Here is a 22,223-nt window from a genome sequence, read left to right on the forward strand (position 1 = left end):
GGGGGCAGACGGGTCGCCGGTAAGGCCGTCACACCGTCGCACTAGGGTGAACGGCTCCGGGTGGGACCGTCCAGCAGTCCACGGGGGAACCGCCGGACGGCCCCGCCCGCCCCATCCGAAGTAACAACGGGAGATGATCAGCATGGCCGACCTGGACCCCACCGCGCCGAACGCCGCCGGTGAAGAGATCGTCAACAAGAACATGCACGCGACCGACGCTCCGCTCGCCGACTCGGTGGCCGCGAAGATCGGCATCAAGGGCAACATGCACGCCACCACGGAGCCGATCGACGGCACCGCCGCCGCGACCACGAACGGCAACATGCACGCCACCTCGGAGCCGGCCAACTAGTCCACTCCCGACGGGGAAAGGGCCGCGGCGGCGACTTCGGGGGAGCCGCCGGGGCCCGAGAGGTCCGGTCGACGGGGGAGCACACGGGCTCGGGGGACATCCGGGCGGAACCAGGGGGGATCCGCCCGGACAGGGCCCGTGCGCGACGCGACCGGACCACCGCACAAGGAGGGGCCGGGCACTTGCCCGGCCCCTCCGGCGTACCCGGCTACCGGCGGGCGGGCGGCGCCGACGGGCCGGACCCGCCGCCGTGCCTACCGTTCGCGGACGTCGTCCACCCGGCAGTTCCTCACCCGGTCGACCGCCTTCGGGTTCTTCATGGCGACCTCGAAGGTCTTCCGCTCGTGGGCCCCGACGGTGACGACCGTCTCGGCCGAGTCCACCGCGTTCCCCGCCGCGCCCCTGAACTCCAGGACGACCCGGTACGTCTTCTCGACCGCGTCGTGCGAGGTGACCTCCAGGATCGCCGTGGTGTCCGCCGCGCGGGCCGTCCTGCCCTTGCCCTTCTTCCGAGCCGGCTTCACGCAGTCGGCCACCACGACCTCGACCCCGGAGCCGGTCGTGGTCGTGGTGGGGGACGGGGCCGTCGTGCCGCCGCCCGACCCGTAGTCGTCGTTGTCCTTCTCGGAGTTGGAGCAGCCGCCGCCGGAATCGTCGTCGTCGTCGGAGGAGTGGCCCCGGCTCTTGCCGCTCTTGCTCGTGCCGCTCTTGCTCTTCCCGCTGCCGCCGCCGCTGCCGTGGCCGCCCTTCCCCGTGTGGAAGCCGGTCAGCGCGAGCACCACCACCGTGAGCGTCGCCGCGAGCTTCAGGCGTGTCCGTATCATCAGCGCCCCGTCCTGGCTGTCGTGTTCGCGCCACCCTAACGGTCACTTCCGCGCCGCATGGCGGCCCCCTCCGACCCGGCGTAGCGTCGGGAGCGAGAGCCGGACCACTCAGGAGGCCGCTTCGATGATCCGTAACGTCGCCGGCGCCGTCCTGGCTCTCGCCGGAGCGACGGCCGCCGTTCTGAGCCCCTTCCGTGCCTGGTACGACGGCCGTCACGGGCGCGACTACGCGCTGGACGAGCTGTTCACCGGGATCACCGGGGCGAAGGCCGACCTCTGGTGGTCGCTCCTGCTGCCCTTCGCCTTCGCCGCCCTCCTCACCCTCGTCGGCGTGGTGCTCCGCTCCCGCCTCCTCGTCGGCCTCGCCGGGCTCGTCGTCCTCGGCTTCACCGTCTTCTGGATGGTGCGGGTCGGGCAGTACGAGGGCAGCCTCACGGTCGACGGCGGCGGCGCGGGCCTCGGCGACGGGGTCGCGAACGCCCTCGGCGGCGGAATCCTGCTGCTGCTCGGCGCGCTCGTCATGTCGGGGCGGAGTCGGAAGACCCGGAAGGGTCCGGAGGAGCGGACGGGGCGGACGACGGGGCGGACGTGGCCGGAGGAGCCGCGGGCGTACGCGCCGCCGCCCGGCGGTCCCGGACCCGATCCCGATCTCGACCCCGGGCGGCCTCGCGGAGCACCCGGCCCCGACCCCCGCGAGGCCCCCGTCGCCGACCCCTACGGGGCGCCCGCGGGCGATCCCCGGGAGTCCGCCGCCCCCGGCTCGTACGACCCCTACGGGTCCGAGCCGACCCGGACCTTCGAGGTCCCCGACCGGGAGCGGGAGCGGGACCCCGGCCAGGACGGCCCCGGGCCCCGCTGAGGCGCCGGGCCCGTCAGCGGGCCGCCGCCGAGCCCCGGCCGGTCGCCGTGCCCTTCACCGCGTCGAGCGCGTACACGCAGCGGTCCTTGCTGCACGCGTACACGACCCCGCCCTTCGCCACCGGCGAGCCGGTGATCTCGCCGCCGGTCGCGAGCTTCCAGCGCAGCTGTCCGCCGGTCGCGTCCAGGGTGTAGAGGACGTGGTCGGCCGAGCCGAAGTGGATCCGGCCGTCCGCGACCACCGGGGAGCCGACCAGCTCGCCGCCCGCCGCGAACCGCCACCGGGGCGTGCCGGTGACCGCGTCGAGCGTGTAGAGCGCGCTGCCGCTGCCGACGTGCACGTTGCCGTCGGCGACGAGCACCGGCTCGGTGGACTGGCGCTGCTCGGTCGCGATCCGCCAGCGGTCCTGGCCGGTGGTGGCGTCGAGCGCGTACACCGTGCCGAGGTGGTCGGCGAGGTACACCCCGCCGCCGGTGACGGCCGGGCCCGGCGCGAAGGCGGGCGGGGAGAGGAAGACGGCCGGGGCCTCGAAGTGCCAGCGGACGTGCCCGGCGGCGATGTCGATCGACAGGACCCGGGTCCCGGCCGACACGTACACGTAGCCGTCCTCGGCCGGGGCCACCCGTACGGGTACTCCCCCGCAGGAGGCGGCGTCCCCGATCGGGTACGACCAGCGCTCCGCGCCGGTCCGGGCGTCGAGGGCCTGGAGCCGGGCGTCCCGCCACACGTACACGGTGTCGCCGTGCAGGGCGGGCCCCGCCTCCGGGGTCTCGAAGTCGGTCTGCGCGCCGGTGACCTCCCACAGCTTGGCGCCGTTGGAGGCCTCCCGGCCCTGGACCCCGCCGCCGCGCGTGCCGGTGACGACCGTGCCCCGGTCGACCTTCAGCGCGTACACCCAGGCGTCGGTGTGCAGCCGCCAGCGCTCGCCGCCGTCACCGGCGTCGAGGGCGTACAGGGTGGGCCCGTCGGAGGCGTGGATGCGGCCCCCGGCGACGGCCATGGACCAGGCCACGTCCCGGGTCTTGAACTGGCGCCGGCCGCTGCCCGTGTCCAGGGCGTGCACCTCGAAGGAGGTGACGTACAGCAGGTCGCCGTCGACGACCGGGGTGCCCCAGACGTCGTTGGACATGCGGAAGCGCCAGGGCCGCCAGTGGCCGGGCTCCGGCGGGGGCGGGTTCGGTCCCGTGCCGCCCTGCGCGGGCACGTTCAGCGGCCGGGAGCCGGGCGGCGGGCCGGGCTCGGCGCCGTGCGGGCCGCCGCCGGGCGGCCGGATCCAGCCGGTCGCGGGGCCCGCGTCGGCGCCCCGGCCGACGGCGAGCGCCGCCCGGGTGTCGGCGACCCGGGGGCCGGGGCCGATGGGTACGGTCCCGCCGCCGAGGCGCACGGGACCGCCCGCGCCCTCGGCGGGGCCCGCGTGCCGGCCGCCGACGGGCTCGGGCCTGCGGCCGCCGCCCCCGGGCCCGCGCTCCGGGCCGTACGGGTCGGGGAACGGGCCCGGCGGGTCCGCCGGCGGCGGGGGCGGGGGCACGGGCGGGGCCGGCGGGGCGGCGGGGGTGCGGCCGCCGCCGCGCCGCCGCTCGATCATGGCGGTGGCGCTCAGCGGCAGCCAGGCCGAGGCCGTGCCGCTGTCGTCGCTGCCGGGGCCGAAGAGGTGCGGGGCGAGCTGCGCCTGGAGATCGGCCGGGCTGGGCCGGCGGGCGACGTCCATCTGCATACAGGACTCGATGAGGGGCCGCAGCTCCTCGGGCAGGCCCTCCAGGTCGGGGCCCTCCCGGAGCAGCATGAAGACGGTCTCGACCGGGTTGGCGCCGTGGTAGGGCGCGTGGCCCGTGGCGGCGAAGACCAGCATCGAGCCCAGCGAGAAGATGTCGCTGGCGCCGGTGACGCTGCGCGAGTCGCGGGCCTGCTCGGGCGACATGTAGGCGGGGGTGCCGACGGCGACGTTGGTCATGGTCAGCCGCGTGTTGGAGACGCCGGACGCGATGCCGAAGTCGATCACCCGGGGGCCGTCCTCGACGACGAGGACGTTGGAGGGCTTGAGGTCGCGGTGGACCAGGCCCGCCCCGTGGATGGACTGGAGGGCCTCGGCGACGCCGGCCGCCAGCCAGCGCACGGCCTGGGCCGGGAGCGGCCCGCACTCGTTCACTATCTCTTCGAGGGAGGGCGCCGGTACGTAGGCGGTGGCCAGCCAGGGCACGGCGGCACGCGGGTCGGCGTCGACGACGGCGGCCGTGTAGAAGCCCGAGACGGCCCGTGCGGCCTCCACCTCCCGGGTGAAGCGGACCCGGAACAGCTGGTCCTCCGCGAGCTCCGTGCGCACGGTCTTGATCGCCACGCGCCGGCCCGAGGCCGAGCGCGCGAGATAGACCAGGCCCATTCCGCCCGCGCCGAGCCGGCCCAGCACCTCGAAGGGCCCGATGCGTCTCGGGTCGTGCTGCGTCAGCTGCTCCACTTGCCTGCCACCTCCCCGTACGGGCCATGAGGGTACGGCCCCGTGGCCCTGATTCTTCCTGTCCGGGGGCCCGGTGGCGAACCCGGGGGCGGATCGGGGTGTCGCCTGCTAGGGGGGACGGCCCGGTGCGGGGCGAGGCGGGCGGGACGGTTACGGACCTATCGGGCCGTACCGTCCGTTTCCGGCCTGGTTTCCGGCCTGGTTTTCGGCTCGGCGAGGACCGCGAAGAGGGCGCCCTGGTTGTCGCGGAGGACGGCGATGCGGCCGTGCGGGGTGTCGCGGGCGGGGGTGACGACCCGGCCGCCGAGCCGGACGGTGGTGTCGCAGGCCGCGTCGCAGTCGTCCACGGCGAAGTAGGCGAGGACGTGGCCGGGCATCTCGGCGGGGAAGTCGTCGGTGATGACGGCCCGGCCGCCGAAGGCACTGTCGTCGCCGGGCCGGGAGCCGGGGGGCGACCAGACGCGGTAGTCGAGGTCGGGGCCCGCGCCCTCCTCCTCGGGGTCGGCCTGGCGGCCGAGGTAGCCGAAGACGGTGGCGTAGAAGGTGTCGACGGCGTCCGGCCGGCGCGTGTACACCTCCATCCAGCAGAAGGCGCCCGGCTCGTTCACCGCGGCGAAGCCGTCGTCCTCGCCCGCCTGGCGGAGGCCGAAGACGGCGCCGCCGGGGTCGGCGGCGAGCGCCAGGACCCCGAAGGGGCCGACGGGGTAGGGGTCCATGACCATCCGGCCGCCCGCGGCCCTGATCCGGGCGGCGAGGGTGCCGGCGTTCTCGGTGGCGAGGTAGACGGTCCAGGTGGTGGGCATCCGGCCGTCCCGCTTGGGGAAGAGCCCGGCGACCCGGCGTCCGCGCAGCAGGGCCTCGTCGCGGTCGGGGTCGAAGGTCCAGCCGAAGAGCTCGCCGTAGAAGCGCTTGCCCGCCTCCAGGTCGGGGAGCTGCGCGTCCACCCAGCACGGGGTGCCCTCAGTGCGTACGGCCATGGCTCCACGCTAGGGCGGCGGCACCGGCCGCGCGCGTCCCGGCGGGCGGGCGGAGGGGCGGTCCGGCGGGGTGGGACCCTTGCGGTGCCTGGGTTGTCCACCGAAGTTGTCCACAGACTGTTCATAACTCTATTCGGGTACGGGATCCCCCGTTCGGCCCCGGCTCCCCCGGCGCAGCCCGCTCCTCCCCGGCGCCGCCCGTTCCTCCCCACCCCCTCCCCGGCACCGACATTGGCTCAATACCGACCGTCCCCTTCCCCTCACCCTCCGCCCCGCACCCGCGCCCACCTCGGAGAACGCGGACGGACGGGGACGCACCCCATTTGCAGTCGGCCGAATCGCGCCCTGAGGCCCCGTCGGTAAGCTGACGGCATGACAGGACAAGTACGCACCGTCGACGGCCGCGTGGCCGGTCGACGCGGTCAGGCGACGCGGCAGAAGCTGCTCGACTGCCTCGGTGAGATGCTCAGCTCCTCGCCCTACCGGGACGTCAAGGTCATCGACGTGGCCCGGAAGGCGGGTACTTCACCCGCGACGTTCTATCAGTACTTCCCGGACGTCGAGGGAGCGGTTCTGGAGATCGCGGAGGAGATGGCGAAGGAGGGCGCCGCACTGGCCGACCTGGCCTCCGGCCGCTCCTGGGTCGGCAAGGCCGCCTGGCAGTCCTCCGAGGAACTGGTCGAAGGATTCCTGGACTTCTGGCGGAAGCACGACGCGATCCTCCGGGTCGTGGACCTCGGCGCCGCCGAGGGCGACAAGCGGTTCTACAAGATCCGCATGAAGATCCTGAACTCGGTCACCAACTCCCTGACGGACGCGGTGAAGGAGCTCCAGGCCAAGGGCAAGGTCGACAAGGAGGTCGGCTCCGCCGCGATGGCCGGCTCCCTGGTGACGATGCTGGCCGCGGTCGCGGGACACCAGAAGGGCTTCCAGACCTGGGGCGTGAAGCAGGCCGAACTGAAGCCGAACCTGGCCCTTCTGGTGCACCTGGGCATCACCGGCAAGAAGCCGACCAGATAGCCGCCGCCCCTCCTTCACCCGTCCTGTCGCCGGCGCCGGCGGCGGCCCGCACCCCCGGACCGCCGCCGGCGCCGCCGTCTCCGCCGCCGTCTCCGCCGCCCCCCGTGACTACCGTGGCCCCATGACGACCGACTTCGACCGCGCCCTGCGCTCCCTGCGGGTCTGGGACACCGCGCTGCCCGCCTTCGACCCGGCGGACGCCCCGCCCGCGCCGCTGGCCCTCTTCCACGACTGGTTCACGGCGGCCGTCGCGGCGGGCCAGACCGAGCCGCACACCCCCTCCCTGGCCACCGTGGACGAGGACGGCCGCCCCGACGTGCGGGTCGTGATGCTGCACGGCGCCGACGCCCGCGGCTGGCACTTCGCCTCGCACTCCACCAGCGCCAAGGGCCGCCAGCTCGCCGCCCGCCCGGAGGCCGCGCTCAACTTCTACTGGCCGGTCCAGGGCCGCCAGGTCCGGGTCAGGGGCCACGTCGCCACCGGCACCCCCGAGGAGGCGTACGCGGACCTCCGCGCCCGCACCACCGGCGCCCTCGCGGCGGCCCTGGTCGGCCGCCAGAGCGAAGTCCTGGACTCCCCGGAGACCCTCGCCGAGGCGAGCGCGGCGGCCTGGCACCGCGCACGCACGGAACCGGACGCCCCGGCCCCCACCTGGACCCCCTACACGGTCGAACCGGCCGAGGTCGAGTTCTTCCAGGGCGACGCACACCGCCGCCACGTACGCCTCCGCTACCGCCGCGACCCGTCGACGCCCGACGGCTGGATCCGCGAACTCCTCTGGCCGTAGCGCCCGTTCGCCGGCCCCTACTCGCTCCCCACCGGATACATCTCCTCGATCTCCCGCGTGAAGTCCCGCAGCACCGCGCCCCGGCGGAGCTTCAGGGACGGGGTCAGGTGGCCCGAGGTCTCGGAGAAGTCGGTGGTCAGGACGCGGAAGGCGCGGATGGACTCGGCGCGGGAGACGAGGCGGTTGGCGTCGTCCACGCCCCGCTGGAGGGCGGCGAGGAGTTCATCGTCGCGGGTGAGCTCCCAGAGCGCCAGGTGCTCCTTGCCCCGCATCCGCCGCCAGTGCGACAGGCCCTCGTGGTCCAGGGTGATCAGGGCCGTGACGTACGGGCGGTCGTCGCCGAGCACCATGCACTGGGCGACCAGGGGGTGGGCGCGCAGCCAGTCCTCCAGCGGGGCGGGGGCCACGTTCTTGCCGGCCGAGGTGACGATGAGGTCCTTCTTGCGACCGGTGATCCGCAGATAGCCGTCCTCGTCGAGCGAGCCCAGGTCGCCGGTGGGGAACCAGCCCTCGTCGGTGTACGGCACGGCCGCCCCGCGCTGCGCGTCCCAGTACCCGGCGAAGACGTGGCCGCCCCGGAGCCAGACCTCGCCGTCGTCGGCGATCCGGACGGCGGTGCCCGGCAGCGGCCAGCCGACGGTCCCGGTGCGCGGCCGGCGCGGCGGGGTGACCGTGGAGGCGGCCGTGGTCTCCGTCAGGCCGTACCCCTCGAAGACCTCGACGCCCGCGCCCGCGAAGAACTCCGCGAGCCGGGCGCCGAGCGGCGAGCCGCCGCAGATCACGTACTTCACGCGGCCGCCGAGCGCGTTCCGTATCCGCCGGTAGACCAGCGGGTCGTACAGCGCGCGGGCGGCCCGCAGCGGCAGCGAGGGCGAGGCCTCCTGGCCGTAGCGGCGGGCGACCCGGGCGGCCCGGTCGAAGGAGGCGGCCTTCCCGCCGCGTTCGGCGGTGGCGCGGGCGGCGTTGAAGACCTTCTCCAGGACGTACGGGATGGCGAGGAGGAAGGTGGGCCGGAAGGCGGCCAGGTCGGCGAGGAGTCCGTCGCCCTCGACGGAGGGGGCGTGCCCGACCCGCACCCGGGCGCGCACGCAGCCGACGGAGACCATCCGCCCGAAGACGTGGGAGAGCGGCAGGAAGAGCAGGGTGGCGGCGGGCTCCTTGCTCTCCGAGACGAAGACGGGGTGGAGCAGCCGGACGGCGTTGTCGACCTCGGCGAAGAAGTTGGCGTGGGTGAGGGCGCAGCCCTTGGGGCGGCCGGTGGTGCCGGAGGTGTAGACGAGGGTGGCGAGGGTCTCCGGGGTGAGCAGTCCCCGGCGGGCGGTGACGGCCTCGTCGGAGACCCGCTCCCCCGCCCGCCGGAGCAGGTCGACGGCCCCGGCGTCGATCGTCCAGAGGTGGGCCAGGCCCGGCAGTTGGGGCCGTTCGGCGGCGACCGTCCGGGCCTGGGCGGGGTCCTCGACGACGCAGGCGGCGGCGCCGGAGTCCTGGAGGATCCAGCGGGTCTGGAAGGCGGAGGAGGTGGGGTAGACGGGGACGGTGACGAGTCCGGCGGCCCAGGCGGCAAAGTCGAGCAGGGTCCACTCGTAGGTGGTGCGGGCCATCAGGGCGAGCCGGTCGCCCGGCTGCAGGCCGTGGGCGACGAGGCCCTTGGCGACGGCGTGCACCTCGGCGGCGAAGGCGGCGGCCGGGACGTCGTACCACTCGCCCTCCGGCCCCTTGCGGGAGAAGAGCGGGGCCTCGGGGTCCTGGCGGGCGTTGTCGTACGGCAGGTCGGCGAGGGAGCCCCGGGCGATCCGGGGGGCGAGGGCGGGGACGGAGACCTCCCGCACCCGCCCGTCGATCAGGAACTTGTGCGGTTCGACCGGCTCGGTCCCGGCTGCGGCGGTGGCGACGGACACGTGCGGCTCCTCGGTCTTCGCGACGAACTGAGACGTGCGGGGACGAGCGGGGCGTGCGGGCGTGCGGGCGTGCGGGCGTGCGGGCGTGCGGGCGTGCGGGCGTGCGGGCGTGCGGGCGTGCGGGCGTGCGGGGGCGAACTGGGTTGGATCACGGGCGCGTTGGGGCCCCCGAAGATTTAACCAGTCGGTAACCTTACTGCGCGGTAAGGCTCAACGGGGAGACCAGCGCTCGCTTTTCATGAGGTTCCCGAGCCCGGCCCAGGCGAAGTTCATCAGCGTCGCCGCCGCCTCCTTCGCCGTCACCCCCGGCGTCTCGTTCGCCCAGGTCGCCAGCGACTCCGCCGAGCCGACCAGGGCCTGCGCGAGCGCGGTCACGTCCCGCTCCGTGATGGTCCCGGCCCCGTGCGCCGCGCGCGCCGCCTCGCCGATCAGCCCCGCCACGTAGGCCGCGATCCCCTCCCGCATCCGGGACGCCTCGGTCGCGAACGGCTCGCCCTGCGTCCGGGCCTGCCGGCTCAGCACCACCCAGGAGTCGGGGTGCTCGGCGGCGTACGTGAAGAAGGCGAGCAGTCCCGCCCACAGCCGCTCGTCGGGCGGCAGCTCCCCGTCCCCGACCCCGGCGGCCACGGCGGCGAGCAGCGCCCCCGCCTCCCGCCGGATGCAGGCGGTGAAGAGCTCCTCCTTGGAGTTCAGGTACAGGTACACCAGCGGTTTGGAGACCCCCGCGAGCTCGGCGATCTCGTCCATGGAGGCCGTCTGGTACCCGTGCCGTGCGAAGCTCCGCACGGCCGCGTCGAGCATCTGCCGCTCCCGCACGGCACGCGGCAGCCGCCGCGCCTTCGCACCGTCGGCCATGGCTCCCACCCCTTCTTCCCGCTGCCCGCAAGATCGTCCGACCGCCCCCGGAGAAGCGTAGTGTCCCCGCTCGGCAGGACCCACTCGCGTGCAGGGCGTCGGGAAAGATCCACGCACATGAAGGCGGATTACCCCAAGAAGAAGGTTTTGCCCCTTTCGCGAATCAGTAGACCGTTCGAGGGAGGACAGTGAGTCCCCCTCGCGGACTCACGCGAGCACGTCGCCGAGATGGGCTCGGGCCTTGCCGTCGAGACGTTGGCGCAGGGCCTCGGCCCGGGACCGGACCAGCCCTTCGCGGTAGCTGGTGGGGAGCCGGTCGAACACGCCTGCCGCCATCTCGGCCGCTCCTGTCGGATCGCCGTCCGCCCAGAGGCACGCGGCGGTGTCCATCGCGAGCAGGGCCCTGGTCATCACCGACGGTGAGGCGGTGAGGACGAGGGCGTCATCCTGCGCGTCGTACGCGGCGGCCGTGTCTCCGAGCAGCGTGTACGCCTGGGACAGGTGCACGAAGTGCTTCTGTCCCGGGTAGCCGAACCACGTGTCGGCGGCTTCCTGGCCGCCGAGCCGGTCGGCGAGGTTCCGCGCGTCGCGGACCGCGCCGGTCGCGCCATCGGTGTCGCCGATCGCGGCGAGGGACCGGGCGGTCACCGCGGCTGCGAGGGCGGCGGCGGCCGTGGGGGTGTCGCCGGCCGCGTGGCGGGCCTTCGCGGCAAGGCGGGCGGCGACCTCGGGAGCCCCGTAGTTGAGCGGGACCATCGCGTGCCGGGCCAGAACCCAGGCGGTCATGCGCCGGTCGCCGGACTCCCGGGCGGCTTTCTCGGCGGTGGTGAACCATCGGAAGGCGTCGCGCTGGTCGCCCCGGTCGTGCTGGACGATGGCGACGAGCCCGGCGATTCCGGCGGTGGTGCGGGCCAGGTCCGCCCGGTCCTTGGCGGGGTGGGGCTGATTGAGGACCTGGCCGAGGAGGTCGAGGTCGCTTCGCATCTCGGCGAGCACGGCGTCGGGTGACCGGCCGTGGTAGCCACCCCGGTGCCGTTCGAACGCCGACTCCAAATAGGCCAGGTCGCCGCCGCTGACGCCCTTGAGGCCGCCGTCGATGCCTTCGCGGGCCTGTGCGATGCCGGGCAGGGCGGCGATCCCTGCCGCTGCTGCCGCTACTTCTATGAAACGCCGCCGGTTCACGTCCTCGTTCTCCTTGCCCTGGCTACGCCGGTACTGCCGCGAGGCGGCCACAGCCCGGCGTACGTCCTCGACCGTGAGCCCGTAGGCGTCGGCGATCGTCTCGTACGAGCCCTGGGTGGGGAGGCGTCGTTCCGTCTCCCAGCGTTTCAGGTTCTCCGGGTCGAACCACCGGCCGCCCTGCGCGGCCTCCATCTGTCGAGCCTGGTCTTCACGGGTCCGGCCGGCGTTCTGCCGAATCTGTCGGAGTAACGCGCCGATCCCGTCTGGGCACATCATGGGCCGCACCTCCCGAGCGAGTGGGTGAGGTTTCCATCCTGGCCCCCCAACCTGGCACCCCGCCAAGGAAATGGACCCCTTTCCGGCCCCTCTCTCCTTGTGTGCCCCGGCCGTTGAATGGGTGAACCCCGCCGGGGCCGGACGTTTTCGTTCCAGCCGTACGGCCCCGGCGGCAGCCATCAGTACGTTCTCGGAGAAGGAGAGCCATGCGCTTACACGTCCCCGGTCCGGCCGCCGTTCCGGGCTGGATCCGGGTCATGGGCACGGCGGCCACGCTCGGCACGGTCGGGACCCTGGTGACCGACGAGGTGCACGATCCGGCGGTGGCCCTGATCGTCCCGGACACCGAGATGCCCGACGGCGGGTGGTCGGTGTGATGCCGCCCGCGCCGCAGGAGGTGTTCGCCTACGCGGCCGATCAGGTCGAGCAGGCCGCTTGCGGACTGTGGCCGCAGGCCGAGGTGCGGATGGGGGCGGTAACGCCGAGTGTCACCAGCTATGTTCAGCAGCTCGACGTGGACGGGCGGCCTCTGTTCGCGAAGCTGTCGGTCCTCGGCGTGTCCCTGGTGTCTCTGCTGCGGGGGTCTTGCGGGGACTGGGCGGCTGTACGGAACACACAGGCCGCCTACGTCACCTCGCCCGGGTCTCTGCTGGAACGGGAGGCCGCCCAGCTCGCGGCCCTCGCCGGCCCGGCCGATCTCCATGTCCCACAGGTCGCCGGATACCGGGACGGGGTGCTGTTCACCGTGCCCGCCGCCGGGCCGACCCTGGCCGACCTGATCGGCAAGGAGCCGGGCCGCACCGCCGAGCTTCTGCAGCTCGTGACCGGCGAGGTCGCGGCCGGGCTCCGGCGCCGGGGAGTGGCCGCCCGGGTGAAGCGGAGCGAGATCCGGGAGAGGTCGATCACCACGACGTTCCTGCGAAAGTTCAACGGCCTGTCCGGCGAGGCGTATCTACGGCAGACCGAGCACGCCGAGACGCTGACGGCCGTGGTCACCAGGCTGCGGCGGGCCCAGCGGGTTCCGGCCCCGTCGACCCGGGCGGTGGTCTTCGGCGACCTGAAGCCCGAACACGCCGTGTTCCCCGACGCGGCAGACGGACGGCCGGTGTTCCTCGACCCCGGCCTGATGTGGGGCCGTCCGGCCGGAGACGCCGCCAAGCTCGTCTCCCGCGTGGTGCTGAATCTGATCGCCCGCCCGCCGGGCGACGTCCTGGACGCCCGCGCGGTCCTGGGCGGGATCGCGGCGTTCGCCGCGTCGATGACGGCCCGCAGCGACCGGGCCGAGCGGGACGCCTGGCTGCGTCAGCTCACGGTCATGTGGCTGATGGACACCACGAACATCCTGTCCACCTACCTGTCGGCTCCGTCCGGCCTGCCCCTGGGCGGGCACGCGGTTGCCGTGATGGCGAAGGCCGGGGCGGTGTGCGACATGCTCGACCGCTCGACCGCCGCGCTCGTCTCGTTCCGGGACGTCCGCAGCGTGTGGCTACTGTGCCTGGACAATGCGGCGAAGGCGGCCACCTCGTGACAGCCGTCGGACTGATCGGAGCCGGAGCGGTCGGGCAGACCGTCGGCACCCTGTTGGCATCCTCGGGTTGGTGCGACACGATCGCGGTCGCCTCCGGCCACGGTCGCAGTGCGGCCGCCCTGGCCACCGATCTGGAGGACATGGGGCAGGCCACCGGTTCCCACGTCCGGGCCGTTCACGCCGTCCCTGCCGTCATGGGTGACTGCGACGCGATCGTAGTGTGCCCGAGGACGGCGTTCGCCAACGCTGCCACCAGCGACGTCCGCATGGCCGGCTTGACGGCGAACGCGCCGCTGATCGCCGCCCTGGCCCGTCAGTTCACCGGCTACCGGGGCATCGTGATCGTCGTGACGAACCCGGTCGACGTGATGACCCGTCTGTTCGCCGAGGTGTCCGGCTGCGGCACGGTCCTTGGCGTCGGCTCCCACACCGACACCGTCCGCTACCAGCTCATCCTCGCCCGTCTCCTGGACGTCCCCGTCGCCGCTGTCCAGGGGCACGTGATCGGCGAGCACGGCGACCACGCCGTGATCTGCGCGTCTTCCACCACCGTCCACGGCCGGCCCGTGCCCGTGCCCTTGCAGCAGGTCCGCGACGAGCTTCGGCACCGGCCCCGCCGCATCAACGAAGGCATCGGCCGCACCCGGTCCGGGCCGGCCGGAGCCACCGTCGCCGCCCTCACCCACGCACTCGGCCTGACCGACGGGGTGATCGAACTGTCCACCTCGTGGCGGGGCGACTGGTACGGGCTGCCGCTGCGGTTCACCGCCGGCATCCCGACCGTGTGCCTTCCCCCGCTCAGCCCTGGAGAGGCCGTACAGCTCCAGGCCGCCGCCGCGAAACTCCGTACCGCGTACGACCAGATCGCCGTCTGAAGGAGACCCGACCCTCATGTCCGACCGCACCGCCACCCGCATCGCCACGGCCGACGGACAGGCCGTCACCGTCACCAGCCGCACCTCCGCCGTCACCGACTGGTCGGCCCGTTACTTCGGCTCCTGGTGGAACGCTGCCCCCGCCGAGCCGCCGATCACCGGTCCCGTCGTATCGGCCGATCTCGACTCCGGCGAGTACGAGGAGCTGGCCCGGGCCGTCTCCGGCCGCGAGCCGTCCGAGGCCGACTACGCCGGTTCCCTCATGCTGCACACCCGCGACGAGGCCGGCACCGTGACGGCCGTGCAGCCCGGCGACCGGCTCGCCTACCGGTGGGAACCGTCCGTCCGCCGCCTGCGGATCGCCGGGTGTGACGAGACCTCCGTCGCGACCGCCGCCGCCCGCCTGGCCCGCGAACTCGTACGCGGGATGCTCCTGGTCGAGGGCTGGCAGATCCTTCACGCCTCCGCCGTCACCCGCGAGGACGGGGCGACGCTGCTCACCCTCGGCGACAAGGGCGCGGGCAAGACCACCACGGCCGTCCTCCTGGCCCGCGCCGGGTGGCGGCTCCTCGCCAACGACCGCGTCTTCGCCCGGGTCGAGAGCGGTCGGGTACGGGTCCTGCCGTGGCCGTCGGCCGCCGCCTTCGGCTTCGGCCTCCTCGATGCCCTCGGCCTGTTCGAGCACATCGCCGACCGGCTGCGGGCCGGTGAACCGATGCACCCCACCCAGGACCAGCGGGTCACCGACGCGCTGCTGGCCGACCGCCGCGCGCCGCTGTGGAAGGCCGGCGGCAAGGAGATGAAGCCCCAGTTCTTCCCCGACCAGCTCGACACCTGGCTCAGGATGACACTGGCCACCGAAGGCGCCGCCGCCGGGCTGCTGTTCCCCCGGATCGTCCCCGGCACCGAACCGCGGCTCGTCGACGAGCCCCGTCGGCTCGGCGAGGCCGACTTCTTCACCGCCGGCACCGAGGACCGCTACCCCGACGTCTTCGGCCTGCTGCCCATGACCGGCGCCGCCCCCGGCCTGGCCGACCAGCTCACCGTTCTGCCCCGGCAGGTCCTCGTCCTCGGCCACGACACCGTCGCGAACACGGCGCTTCTGGAGAAGACGGCCGCCCGACTCCTGCACTGACAACAGACTTCTGCCCGGCGACCGCCCGGCAGATCCGGCACCACCGGCCAAGAGGAGGACACCGTGGCGAACGACAGCGGGAGCGGAGACAACAGCGAGGGCAACAGCGGAGGCGGAGGCGGCAGCCACAGCGGCGGGTCCGCGCCGATCTCCACCCCGCCCCCACCGCCCCCGTCCAACCCTGACACGAGCACGCCGTCCGGTGGCGGGAAGCACCGGTAACCCGTGACCCCGCAAGCTCACCAGGAGCGCCCCGGCCGAACCGAGCTGGGGCGCTGCCTCATCGCATCGGGCGCCCTGCAATCGGACTGGGCGCCCGCGTTCTCGGCCGTCGACCGGGTCTGGTTCCTGCCCGACCTGATGTGGCCGTTCCTCAACCGGCAGACCGGCGGCACAGCCGCCGCCCCTCCCGTCGCCGTCGACCGGCGCACCGACCCCACCACCTGGTACAAGTACGCCGACTCGGACGTCCCCCTCGTCACTCAGTGGGACGACGGGCGACACCGGGGGCCGGAGCCGGGGACGGTGCCCACCTCGTCCTCGTCCCAACCCAGTGCGGTGTACCGGATGCTCGCCGCACTCGACACCGACACGGGCATGACGGTCTTCGACGCCGGCACAGGCACCGGGGAGACGGCCGGTCTCCTCGCCCACCGCTGCGGTCCCGGCACCGTCATGACCTGCGACGTCGACCCGGCGGTCTCCACAGCTGCCCGCGAACGCCTCCGCCGCCACGGGCTCCACGTCCGGGCGGTCACCGCGGACGCCCTCGCCGGGCATCCGGCCGCCGGGCCGTACGACCGGCTGCTGTGCACCTTCGGCGTCCGTACTGTCCCGGCCGCCTGGCTCGGTCAGGTACGGGCGGGCGGCGTGATCGTCGTCCCGTACGGCACTCATTACAGCAACCACGACGCCGTCGTCCGCCTCACCGTCCACCCCGACGGGACCGCGTCCGGCCCGTTCGTGGCCCCCGTCGAGTTCATGAAGGCCCGCTCCCACCGGCTGACCTGGCCAGACGTCGAGGAATACGTGAAGGACTGGCCAAAGCCGACGGCCACGGACCTCCGGCCCGACCGGCTCGCCGACGCCGCGTTCGTGCTCAGTCACGCGGTGCCCGACCTCGCGCACACCGCCCACACCAACCGTGACAGAGCTCCGGCCGTCTGGCTGTACTCGTTGACCGACCGGTCCTGGGCGGCCGTCACCTGGCCAGACGAGCACCGCCCCGGCGAGGTCTACCAGCAGGGCCCGCGCCGCCTCTGGGAGGCGGTGGAGACCGCGTACGGCTGGTGGGAGACCCAGGGGCACCCGGAGCTCGAACGCTTCGGCCTCACCGTCACACCGGAGCGTACTGCACCATGGTTGGACAGCCCCGGCAACGTCCTGCCCGGGTGGTGACCGAGAGGGCGAGCGCCTTGTTCGAGGAACCATTGGAAGAGTGGGCCGCCCGCCGCGACCGGCGCAGGGCCTCCGACCGGCAGATCACCGGCATCCGGAGGGCCACGCCCCTCGCCCCCGGCGTCAACGCCGCCCATCTCGCACCCGACGAACCACGGCTCCTGCTCGAACGCGACGACGCCGGCCACTGGGTTCCGGTCGGCGTCGCCGAGAACGCGGCCGAGGCCGCCGCGTTCCTGCACCGGCCCTGATCGGCCCGGGGTCCGACAGCTCTGCACGCTGCCGAGCCCTGGACGCCCCAGGGGGCGAAACCGTAGTGCCCCCGCCCATCAGGGGGCGGGGGCACCGGGAGCCGTGACGTGTCGGTCAGGCCGCGACCAGGACCTTCTCGTCCTCGGTCCGCGTCCCGGTCGGGTCGTCGATCGGGGACGCCGAGGCGTTCTCGTACGCGGTGTGGTCGAGGATCTTCTCGCGGGCGGCGACGATCACCGGGACCAGCGCCTGGCCCGCGACGTTCGTGGCGGTGCGCATCATGTCGATGATCGGGTCGATCGCCATGAGCAGGCCGACGCCCTCCAGGGGCAGGCCCAGGGTGGAGAGGGTCAGGGTCAGCATGACGGTCGCGCCGGTCAGGCCGGCCGTGGCCGCCGAGCCGACCACCGAGACGAAGGCGATCAGGAGGTAGTCCTGGATGCCGAGCTGCACGTCGAAGATCTGCGCGATGAAGATCGCGGCGAGCGCCGGGTAGATCGCGGCGCAGCCGTCCATCTTGGTGGTGGCGCCGAACGGGACGGCGAAGGAGGCGTACTCCTTCGGGACGCCGAGGCGCTCGGTGACCTTCTGGGTGAGCGGCATGGTGCCGACCGAGGAGCGGGAGACGAAGGCCAGCTGGATGGCGGGCCAGGCGCCCTTGAAGAAGTGGAGCGGGCTGACCTTGGCGACCGTGGCGAGCAGCAGCGGGTAGACGCCGAAGAGGACGATCGCGCAGCCGACGTAGACGTCGGCGGTGAAGGTGGCGTACTTGCCGATCAGGTCCCAGCCGTAGTCCGCGATGGCGAAGCCGATGAGGCCGACGGTGCCGATCGGGGCGAGGCGGATGACCCACCACAGGGCCTTCTGGAGCAGTTCGAGGACCGACTCGGAGAGGGCGAGGATCGGCTTGGCGCGGTCGCCGAGCTTCAGGGCGGCGATGCCGGCGACGGCGGCCATGAAGACGATCTGGAGGACGTTCAGCTCGGTGAAGGGCGTGATGACGTCCGTCGGGACGATGCCGGTGAGGAAGTCGATCCAGGAGCCCTCGCGCTTCGGCAGCTTGCCGTCCTGCGGGGTGAGGCCGGTGCCGGAGCCCGGGTTGGTGATCAGGCCGATCGCGAGGCCGATGGCGACCGCGATCAGGGAGGTGATCATGAACCAGAGCAGGGTGCGGGAGGCGAGCCGGGCGGCGTTGTTCACCTTCCGCAGGTTGGTGATCGAGACCAGGATCGCGAAGAAGACGAGCGGGGCGACGGCCAGCTTGAGCAGCTGGACGAAGATGTCGCCGACCTGGCCGAGGGTCTCCTTCAGCCAGGAGACGTCCTGGCTGCGGGCGATCCAGCCGAGCAGGGCGCCGAGGACGAGACCGGCGATGATCTGGGCCCAGAAGGGGACCTTGGGTATCCGGGACGAGGGCTTGGCCTCGGGGGCCTCGGGGGCCTCGGAAACGGACGCGGACACAGACACACTCCACAGGGCGTATCGGGGGAATACGGGGGACGGGGGTGCGGCGCACACGCGCGCTCGTGCGCGGGGCCGCTGCATGATGCCGGGGAGGTCAGAGCTCGCGGCGACAACAGGCCGCGGACATACAGCGGCAGAGATCGACGTGCAGGCGCGCCACGAGCGGGTTGCTCGCGGCGTCGGTGAGGCGCGCTGCGGTCTTCATGTCGAACACGTTAACACTTGAACTTTGAGAACCTCAAAGCTCTTCTTTGGGGTACGGAGACGCCCCTCCGCCTCCGAAACGCAGAAACCCCCAGGCCGGAGCCTTGGAAGCTCCCGCCCGGGGGTAGATGTGTGATGAAACTTACGGAATCCTTACGCGGCCTCCACGGCCGGGGGACGACGCCCTACGACGCGTCCTCGCGGGACCGGTTCTCGGCGAGGCGGCCCTTCGCGCGGTCGACCTTCTCCACGATCTCGGCGCTCATGTCGTCGCGCTGTCCGCGCAGGAGGACGAAGCTGAGCGGGGCGGAGACGACGATGGAGAGGACGAGGACCCAGAGCAGGTTGGAGTCGCCGAGGCCGCGCGGCAGCACGCCGACGTAGACCAGCCCCCACAGGGCGAGGAAGGACCCGGCGAAGATGCCGAGCCGCAGCACCGTGTAACGGAGCATGTCAGTCCACTCTTCCGTTCCGAAAAGATCCCCTACGGGGCGAACGTCCTCCCCAGTGAAGCACGGGGCCGCGCCCCCCTGGGAACCAACCCCCTTGAGCACCTAATGGGTAATGGATACTCTCACCCAATGACCCTTACGTTCGAGATGGATCCGGCGGTCGGCCCCGCCCTGCGCGACGGCGTCCTCGCCCTCTGGGCCGACGTCTCCAACGCGGGCGGCGCCGTCGGCTTCGTCCCGCCCGTCACCCCCGACGAGATCCGCCCCGCCCTGCTCCGGCACCTCGTCGACATGGCCCGCGGCGACACCCGGCTGCTCGTCGGCCGCGACGAGGACGGCGAGGTCGCCGCCACCGCCTTCTTCACCTTCAACACCCACCCCCTGATGACGCACTGGGTGTGGCTCTACACCGTGATGGTCCACCCCCGGCACCAGGGCAGGGGGTACGGCCGCGACCTCATGGACGCGGTCGAGCGCACCGCCCGTACCGCCGGGGGCTTCGAGGCGATCGAGGCGATCCGGCTCACCTGCCGGGGCGGCACCGGCGTCGACGGCTTCTACGCCAAGTCCGGCTACAAGGAGGTCGGCCGCGTCCCCGGCGCGATCCGGGTCGCCCCCGGGGACGACCGCGACGACATCGTCATGCTGCTCCCGCTGACCTGACGAACCGCACCCGACGAACCGCACCCCGACCGGACCCCACCCGACCGGACCGGGCACAGGATGTCGGGTCCGGCACCGGGCCCCCTTCCTACGGTGAGGACACGGAAAAGGAAGGACGGACCACGTGCTGGAGCGGCTGAACCGGGCCCTCGACCACATCGAGGAACACCTCCGCGACGACCTCGACCCGGCCGGGCTCGCCCGGATCGCGACGACCTCGGAGTACCACTTCCGGCGCCTGTTCTCGGCGCTCGCGGGGATGCCGCTGTCGGAGTACGTACGGCGCAGGCGGCTCACCGTCGCGGGCGCCGAGGTGCTCGCCGGCGAGCGGACGCTCCTGGAGATCGCGGTGCGCTACGGCTACGGCTCCGGGGAGGCCTTCGCCCGCGCGTTCCGCGCGGTGCACGGCGTCGGCCCCGGCGAGGCCCGCCGCACCGGGGCCGCGCTGCGCTCCCAGCCGCGCATGTCCTTCCGCCTCGTCGTCGAAGGGAACAGCACCATGCGGTACAGGATCGTGGAGAAGGACGCCTTCCGGATCGTCGGGCGCGGGGCCCGGGTCCCCCTGGTCCACGAGGGGGAGAACCCGGCGATCGCCGCCCACATCCGGTCCATCGGCCGGGAGGGCCTGGCCCGGCTCGCCCGCCTCTCGGACGGGGAGTCCGGGGGCGTCCTGTCGGCGGTCACCCACCTCTCGGACAGCCGCGAGGAGGGCGCCGAGCTGGACTACTGGCACGGGGCGGTGAGCGGCGCCGACGTCCCGGAGGAGTTCGACGCGCTCGACGTGGCCGCCGGGACCTGGGCCGTCTTCGAGAACGAGGGCCCCTACCCGAAGGCCCTCCAGTACCTCTGGCGGGACGTCTTCACCCAGTGGTTCCCGTCCAACCCGTACGCGAGCAGGCCGGGCCCCGAGCTGCTCGCCGTCCGCCCCTCGGAGGACTGGACGACGGCGCGGGCGGAGCTGTGGATCCCGGTGGAGCGCACGGAGGCGTGAGGGCACGGGGAAGGGCCGGCGGGAAAACCCCACCGGCCCTTCCCCGAACCCCCGCGGGCGTCAGACCCGCATCGGCTGCGGCGACTCCCGCCGCTCCGCGTCCGGCCCCGGGTACTCGCGGATGATCTCGTACCGCGTGTTCCGCTCGACCGGCCGGAAGCCGGCGTCCCGGATGAGTTCGAGCAGGTCCTCGCGGCCCAGCTTGTTCGGGGTGCCGTAGTTGTCGGCGTCGTGCGTGATCTTGTACTCGACGACCGAGCCGTCCATGTCGTCGGCGCCGTGCTGGAGCGCGAGCTGCGCGGTCTGGACGCCGTGCATGACCCAGAAGACCTTGACGTGCGGCACGTTGTCGAAGAGCAGCCGGGAGACCGCGAAGGTCTTCAGGGCCTCGGCGCCGGTCGCCATCGTGGTGCGCGCCTGGAGCTTGTTGCGGACCTTGCCGTCCTTCATGTCCACGAAGTCGTGCTGGTAGCGCAGCGGGATGAAGACCTGGAAGCCGTTCGTCTCGTCCTGGAGCTCGCGCAGCCGCAGCACGTGGTCGACGCGGTGGCGCGGCTCCTCGATGTGCCCGTAGAGCATGGTCGAGGGGGTCTTGAGCCCCTTCTCGTGGGCGAGCCGGTGGATCCGGGACCAGTCCTCCCAGTGGGTGCGGTGGTCCACGATGTGCTGCCGGACCTCCCAGTCGAAGATCTCGGCGCCGCCGCCGGTCAGCGACTCCAGACCGGCCTCGATCAGCTCGTCGAGGATGTCGGAGGCGGAGAGCCCGGAGATCGTCTCGAAGTGGTGGATCTCGGTGGCCGTGAACGCCTTGAGGGAGACGTTCGGAAGGGCCTTCTTCAGCTCGGAGAGGGAGCGCGGGTAGTAGCGCCAGGGCAGGTTGGGGTGCAGCCCGTTGACGATGTGGAGCTCGGTGAGGTTCTCGTTCTCCATCGCCTTCGCGAGGCGCACGGCCTCCTCGATGCGCATGGTGTACGCGTCCTTCTCGCCCGGCTTGCGCTGGAAGGAGCAGTAGGCGCAGGAGGCGGTGCAGACGTTGGTCATGTTCAGATGCCGGTTGACATTGAAGTGGACCACGTCGCCGTTCTTGCGGGTCCGGACCTCGTGGGCCAGACCGCCGAGCCAGGCGAGGTCGTCGGACTCGTACAGGGCGATGCCGTCCTCACGGCTCAGCCGCTCACCGTCCCGGACCTTCTGCTCCAGCTCACGCTTGAGCCCCGCGTCCATGCGGCCGCCTCCCTTTTTCTCCGATATCCGTGCTTCGCCGTTCACCGTACTCTCAGGCCCGCCGTCAGCCCTCCTCGGGCAGCTCCCCGACGCGGTTCTCCCACTTGGTGGAGAGCACGATCGTCGTACGGGTGCGGGAGACGCCCTTCGTGCCGCTGAGGCGGCGGATCGTCTTCTCCAGGCCGTCGACGTCGTTCGCGCGCACCTTGAGCATGAAGGAGTCGTCGCCGGCGATGAACCAGCAGTCCTCGATCTCGGCGAGGTCCTTCAGCCGGCGGGCCACGTCCTCGTGGTCGGCGGCGTCGGAGAGCGAGATGCCGATGAGGGCGGTGACGCCGAGGCCGAGCGAGGCGGCGTCGACGGTGGCGCGGTAGCCCGTGATGACCCCGGCCGCCTCCAGACGGTTGATGCGGTCGGTGACGGAGGGGCCGGAGAGCCCGACGAGCCGGCCGAGTTCGGCGTACGAGGCACGCCCGTTCTCGCGCAGGGCCTGGATGAGCTGCCTGTCCACGGCGTCCATAGGTATGAGGCCTTCCATTGTCCAGCGATACCGCG

At 72.9% G+C, this 22,223-nt stretch carries 22 protein-coding genes; 12 read left to right on the forward strand and 10 right to left on the reverse strand.

The genetic code is table 11. From position 1 onward, the window contains the following. The first annotated feature begins 133 nt into the window (after positions 1 to 133). On the forward strand, positions 134 to 352 hold the full coding sequence (locus ACIQVI_RS28800; RefSeq protein WP_403601049.1) for a hypothetical protein: 219 nt from the start codon (positions 134 to 136) through the stop codon (positions 350 to 352). A 254-nt stretch (positions 353 to 606) separates the two neighbouring features. On the opposite strand, the gene ACIQVI_RS28805 is transcribed toward ACIQVI_RS28800, so the two are convergent. Further along, positions 607 to 1,176: a hypothetical protein gene (locus tag ACIQVI_RS28805; protein WP_403601052.1), complete on the reverse strand. Its 570-nt coding sequence runs from the start codon at positions 1,174 to 1,176 to the stop codon at positions 607 to 609. A gap of 124 nt (positions 1,177 to 1,300) precedes the next feature. Between ACIQVI_RS28805 and ACIQVI_RS28810 the strand changes: the two genes are divergently transcribed. Next, the gene (locus ACIQVI_RS28810; protein WP_403601055.1) at positions 1,301 to 2,035 is read left to right on the forward strand and encodes a hypothetical protein; all 735 of its coding nucleotides are present in this window, start codon (positions 1,301 to 1,303) and stop codon (positions 2,033 to 2,035) included. Between the two features lie 13 nt (positions 2,036 to 2,048). Here ACIQVI_RS28810 and ACIQVI_RS28815 read toward each other — a convergent pair whose 3' ends face one another. Next, entirely contained in the window at positions 2,049 to 4,487 is a 2,439-nt protein-coding gene (locus tag ACIQVI_RS28815; RefSeq protein ID WP_351971955.1) for a PQQ-binding-like beta-propeller repeat protein, read from the reverse strand. A gap of 158 nt (positions 4,488 to 4,645) precedes the next feature. Further along, positions 4,646 to 5,464 (reverse strand): VOC family protein, encoded by an 819-nt coding sequence (locus ACIQVI_RS28820; protein ID WP_403601059.1) that lies wholly within the window; start codon positions 5,462 to 5,464, stop codon positions 4,646 to 4,648. A gap of 372 nt (positions 5,465 to 5,836) precedes the next feature. Between ACIQVI_RS28820 and ACIQVI_RS28825 the strand changes: the two genes are divergently transcribed. After that, complete coding sequence (locus ACIQVI_RS28825; protein WP_403601062.1) at positions 5,837 to 6,484, forward strand: TetR family transcriptional regulator; 648 nt, start codon at positions 5,837 to 5,839, stop codon at positions 6,482 to 6,484. 121 nt (positions 6,485 to 6,605) lie between these two features. Further along, complete coding sequence (locus ACIQVI_RS28830) at positions 6,606 to 7,271, forward strand: pyridoxal 5'-phosphate synthase (protein ID WP_403601065.1); 666 nt, start codon at positions 6,606 to 6,608, stop codon at positions 7,269 to 7,271. Between the two features lie 17 nt (positions 7,272 to 7,288). On the opposite strand, the gene ACIQVI_RS28835 is transcribed toward ACIQVI_RS28830, so the two are convergent. The 3 genes from ACIQVI_RS28835 to ACIQVI_RS28845 form a co-directional block, all read right to left on the reverse strand. Beyond that, a complete protein-coding gene (locus ACIQVI_RS28835; protein ID WP_403601068.1) occupies positions 7,289 to 9,169 on the reverse strand; it encodes an AMP-dependent synthetase/ligase in 1,881 nt (626 codons plus the stop codon). Positions 9,170 to 9,379: 210 nt separating this feature from the next. Further along, positions 9,380 to 10,024 carry a TetR/AcrR family transcriptional regulator gene (locus tag ACIQVI_RS28840; RefSeq protein WP_351972548.1) on the reverse strand — a complete coding sequence of 215 codons (645 nt, stop codon included), beginning with the start codon at positions 10,022 to 10,024 and terminating at the stop codon, positions 9,380 to 9,382. A gap of 207 nt (positions 10,025 to 10,231) precedes the next feature. Further along, positions 10,232 to 11,482: a helix-turn-helix domain-containing protein gene (locus ACIQVI_RS28845; RefSeq protein WP_403601071.1), complete on the reverse strand. Its 1,251-nt coding sequence runs from the start codon at positions 11,480 to 11,482 to the stop codon at positions 10,232 to 10,234. Between the two features lie 206 nt (positions 11,483 to 11,688). Between ACIQVI_RS28845 and ACIQVI_RS28850 the strand changes: the two genes are divergently transcribed. From ACIQVI_RS28850 to ACIQVI_RS28875, 6 genes are all read left to right on the forward strand, one after another. Further along, positions 11,689 to 11,859: a hypothetical protein gene (locus tag ACIQVI_RS28850; RefSeq protein ID WP_403601074.1), complete on the forward strand. Its 171-nt coding sequence runs from the start codon at positions 11,689 to 11,691 to the stop codon at positions 11,857 to 11,859. Further along, a complete protein-coding gene (locus tag ACIQVI_RS28855) occupies positions 11,859 to 13,010 on the forward strand; it encodes a hypothetical protein (RefSeq protein ID WP_403601076.1) in 1,152 nt (383 codons plus the stop codon). Before ACIQVI_RS28850 ends, ACIQVI_RS28855 begins: the two co-directional genes overlap by 1 nt. After that, positions 13,007 to 13,885, forward strand: a complete 879-nt coding sequence (locus tag ACIQVI_RS28860; RefSeq protein ID WP_403601079.1) for a 2-dehydropantoate 2-reductase N-terminal domain-containing protein — start codon at positions 13,007 to 13,009, stop codon at positions 13,883 to 13,885. The genes ACIQVI_RS28855 and ACIQVI_RS28860 overlap by 4 nt, the downstream gene beginning before the upstream one ends. A 16-nt stretch (positions 13,886 to 13,901) precedes the next feature. After that, complete coding sequence (locus ACIQVI_RS28865; RefSeq protein ID WP_403601081.1) at positions 13,902 to 15,020, forward strand: hypothetical protein; 1,119 nt, start codon at positions 13,902 to 13,904, stop codon at positions 15,018 to 15,020. Positions 15,021 to 15,245: 225 nt separating this feature from the next. Further along, on the forward strand, positions 15,246 to 16,418 hold the full coding sequence (locus tag ACIQVI_RS28870; protein ID WP_403601083.1) for a methyltransferase domain-containing protein: 1,173 nt from the start codon (positions 15,246 to 15,248) through the stop codon (positions 16,416 to 16,418). A gap of 32 nt (positions 16,419 to 16,450) precedes the next feature. After that, complete coding sequence (locus tag ACIQVI_RS28875; protein WP_403601086.1) at positions 16,451 to 16,669, forward strand: DUF6087 family protein; 219 nt, start codon at positions 16,451 to 16,453, stop codon at positions 16,667 to 16,669. Positions 16,670 to 16,784: 115 nt separating this feature from the next. On the opposite strand, the gene ACIQVI_RS28880 is transcribed toward ACIQVI_RS28875, so the two are convergent. Together ACIQVI_RS28880 and ACIQVI_RS28885 are read right to left on the reverse strand one after the other, a co-directional pair. Then, positions 16,785 to 18,131: a dicarboxylate/amino acid:cation symporter gene (locus ACIQVI_RS28880; protein ID WP_403601090.1), complete on the reverse strand. Its 1,347-nt coding sequence runs from the start codon at positions 18,129 to 18,131 to the stop codon at positions 16,785 to 16,787. Positions 18,132 to 18,523: 392 nt separating this feature from the next. Then, positions 18,524 to 18,790, reverse strand: coding sequence for a DUF4229 domain-containing protein (locus ACIQVI_RS28885; protein WP_121828976.1), 267 nt, complete (start codon positions 18,788 to 18,790; stop codon positions 18,524 to 18,526). Positions 18,791 to 18,919: 129 nt separating this feature from the next. Here ACIQVI_RS28885 and ACIQVI_RS28890 point away from each other — a divergent pair, with 129 nt between their 5' ends. Both ACIQVI_RS28890 and ACIQVI_RS28895 read left to right on the forward strand, forming a co-directional pair. After that, the gene (locus tag ACIQVI_RS28890; RefSeq protein WP_403601093.1) at positions 18,920 to 19,453 is read left to right on the forward strand and encodes a GNAT family N-acetyltransferase; all 534 of its coding nucleotides are present in this window, start codon (positions 18,920 to 18,922) and stop codon (positions 19,451 to 19,453) included. A gap of 124 nt (positions 19,454 to 19,577) precedes the next feature. Next, positions 19,578 to 20,444: a GyrI-like domain-containing protein gene (locus ACIQVI_RS28895; RefSeq protein ID WP_403601096.1), complete on the forward strand. Its 867-nt coding sequence runs from the start codon at positions 19,578 to 19,580 to the stop codon at positions 20,442 to 20,444. Between the two features lie 60 nt (positions 20,445 to 20,504). Here ACIQVI_RS28895 and mqnE read toward each other — a convergent pair whose 3' ends face one another. After that, a complete protein-coding gene (gene mqnE, locus ACIQVI_RS28900) occupies positions 20,505 to 21,668 on the reverse strand; it encodes an aminofutalosine synthase MqnE (RefSeq protein ID WP_125666111.1) in 1,164 nt (387 codons plus the stop codon). A gap of 64 nt (positions 21,669 to 21,732) precedes the next feature. After that, positions 21,733 to 22,188: an Lrp/AsnC family transcriptional regulator gene (locus tag ACIQVI_RS28905; protein WP_017241016.1), complete on the reverse strand. Its 456-nt coding sequence runs from the start codon at positions 22,186 to 22,188 to the stop codon at positions 21,733 to 21,735. Positions 22,189 to 22,223 lie beyond the last annotated feature (35 nt).

The organism is Streptomyces sp. NPDC098101, assembly GCF_044760185.1.
Lineage (GTDB): Bacteria > Actinomycetota > Actinomycetes > Streptomycetales > Streptomycetaceae > Streptomyces.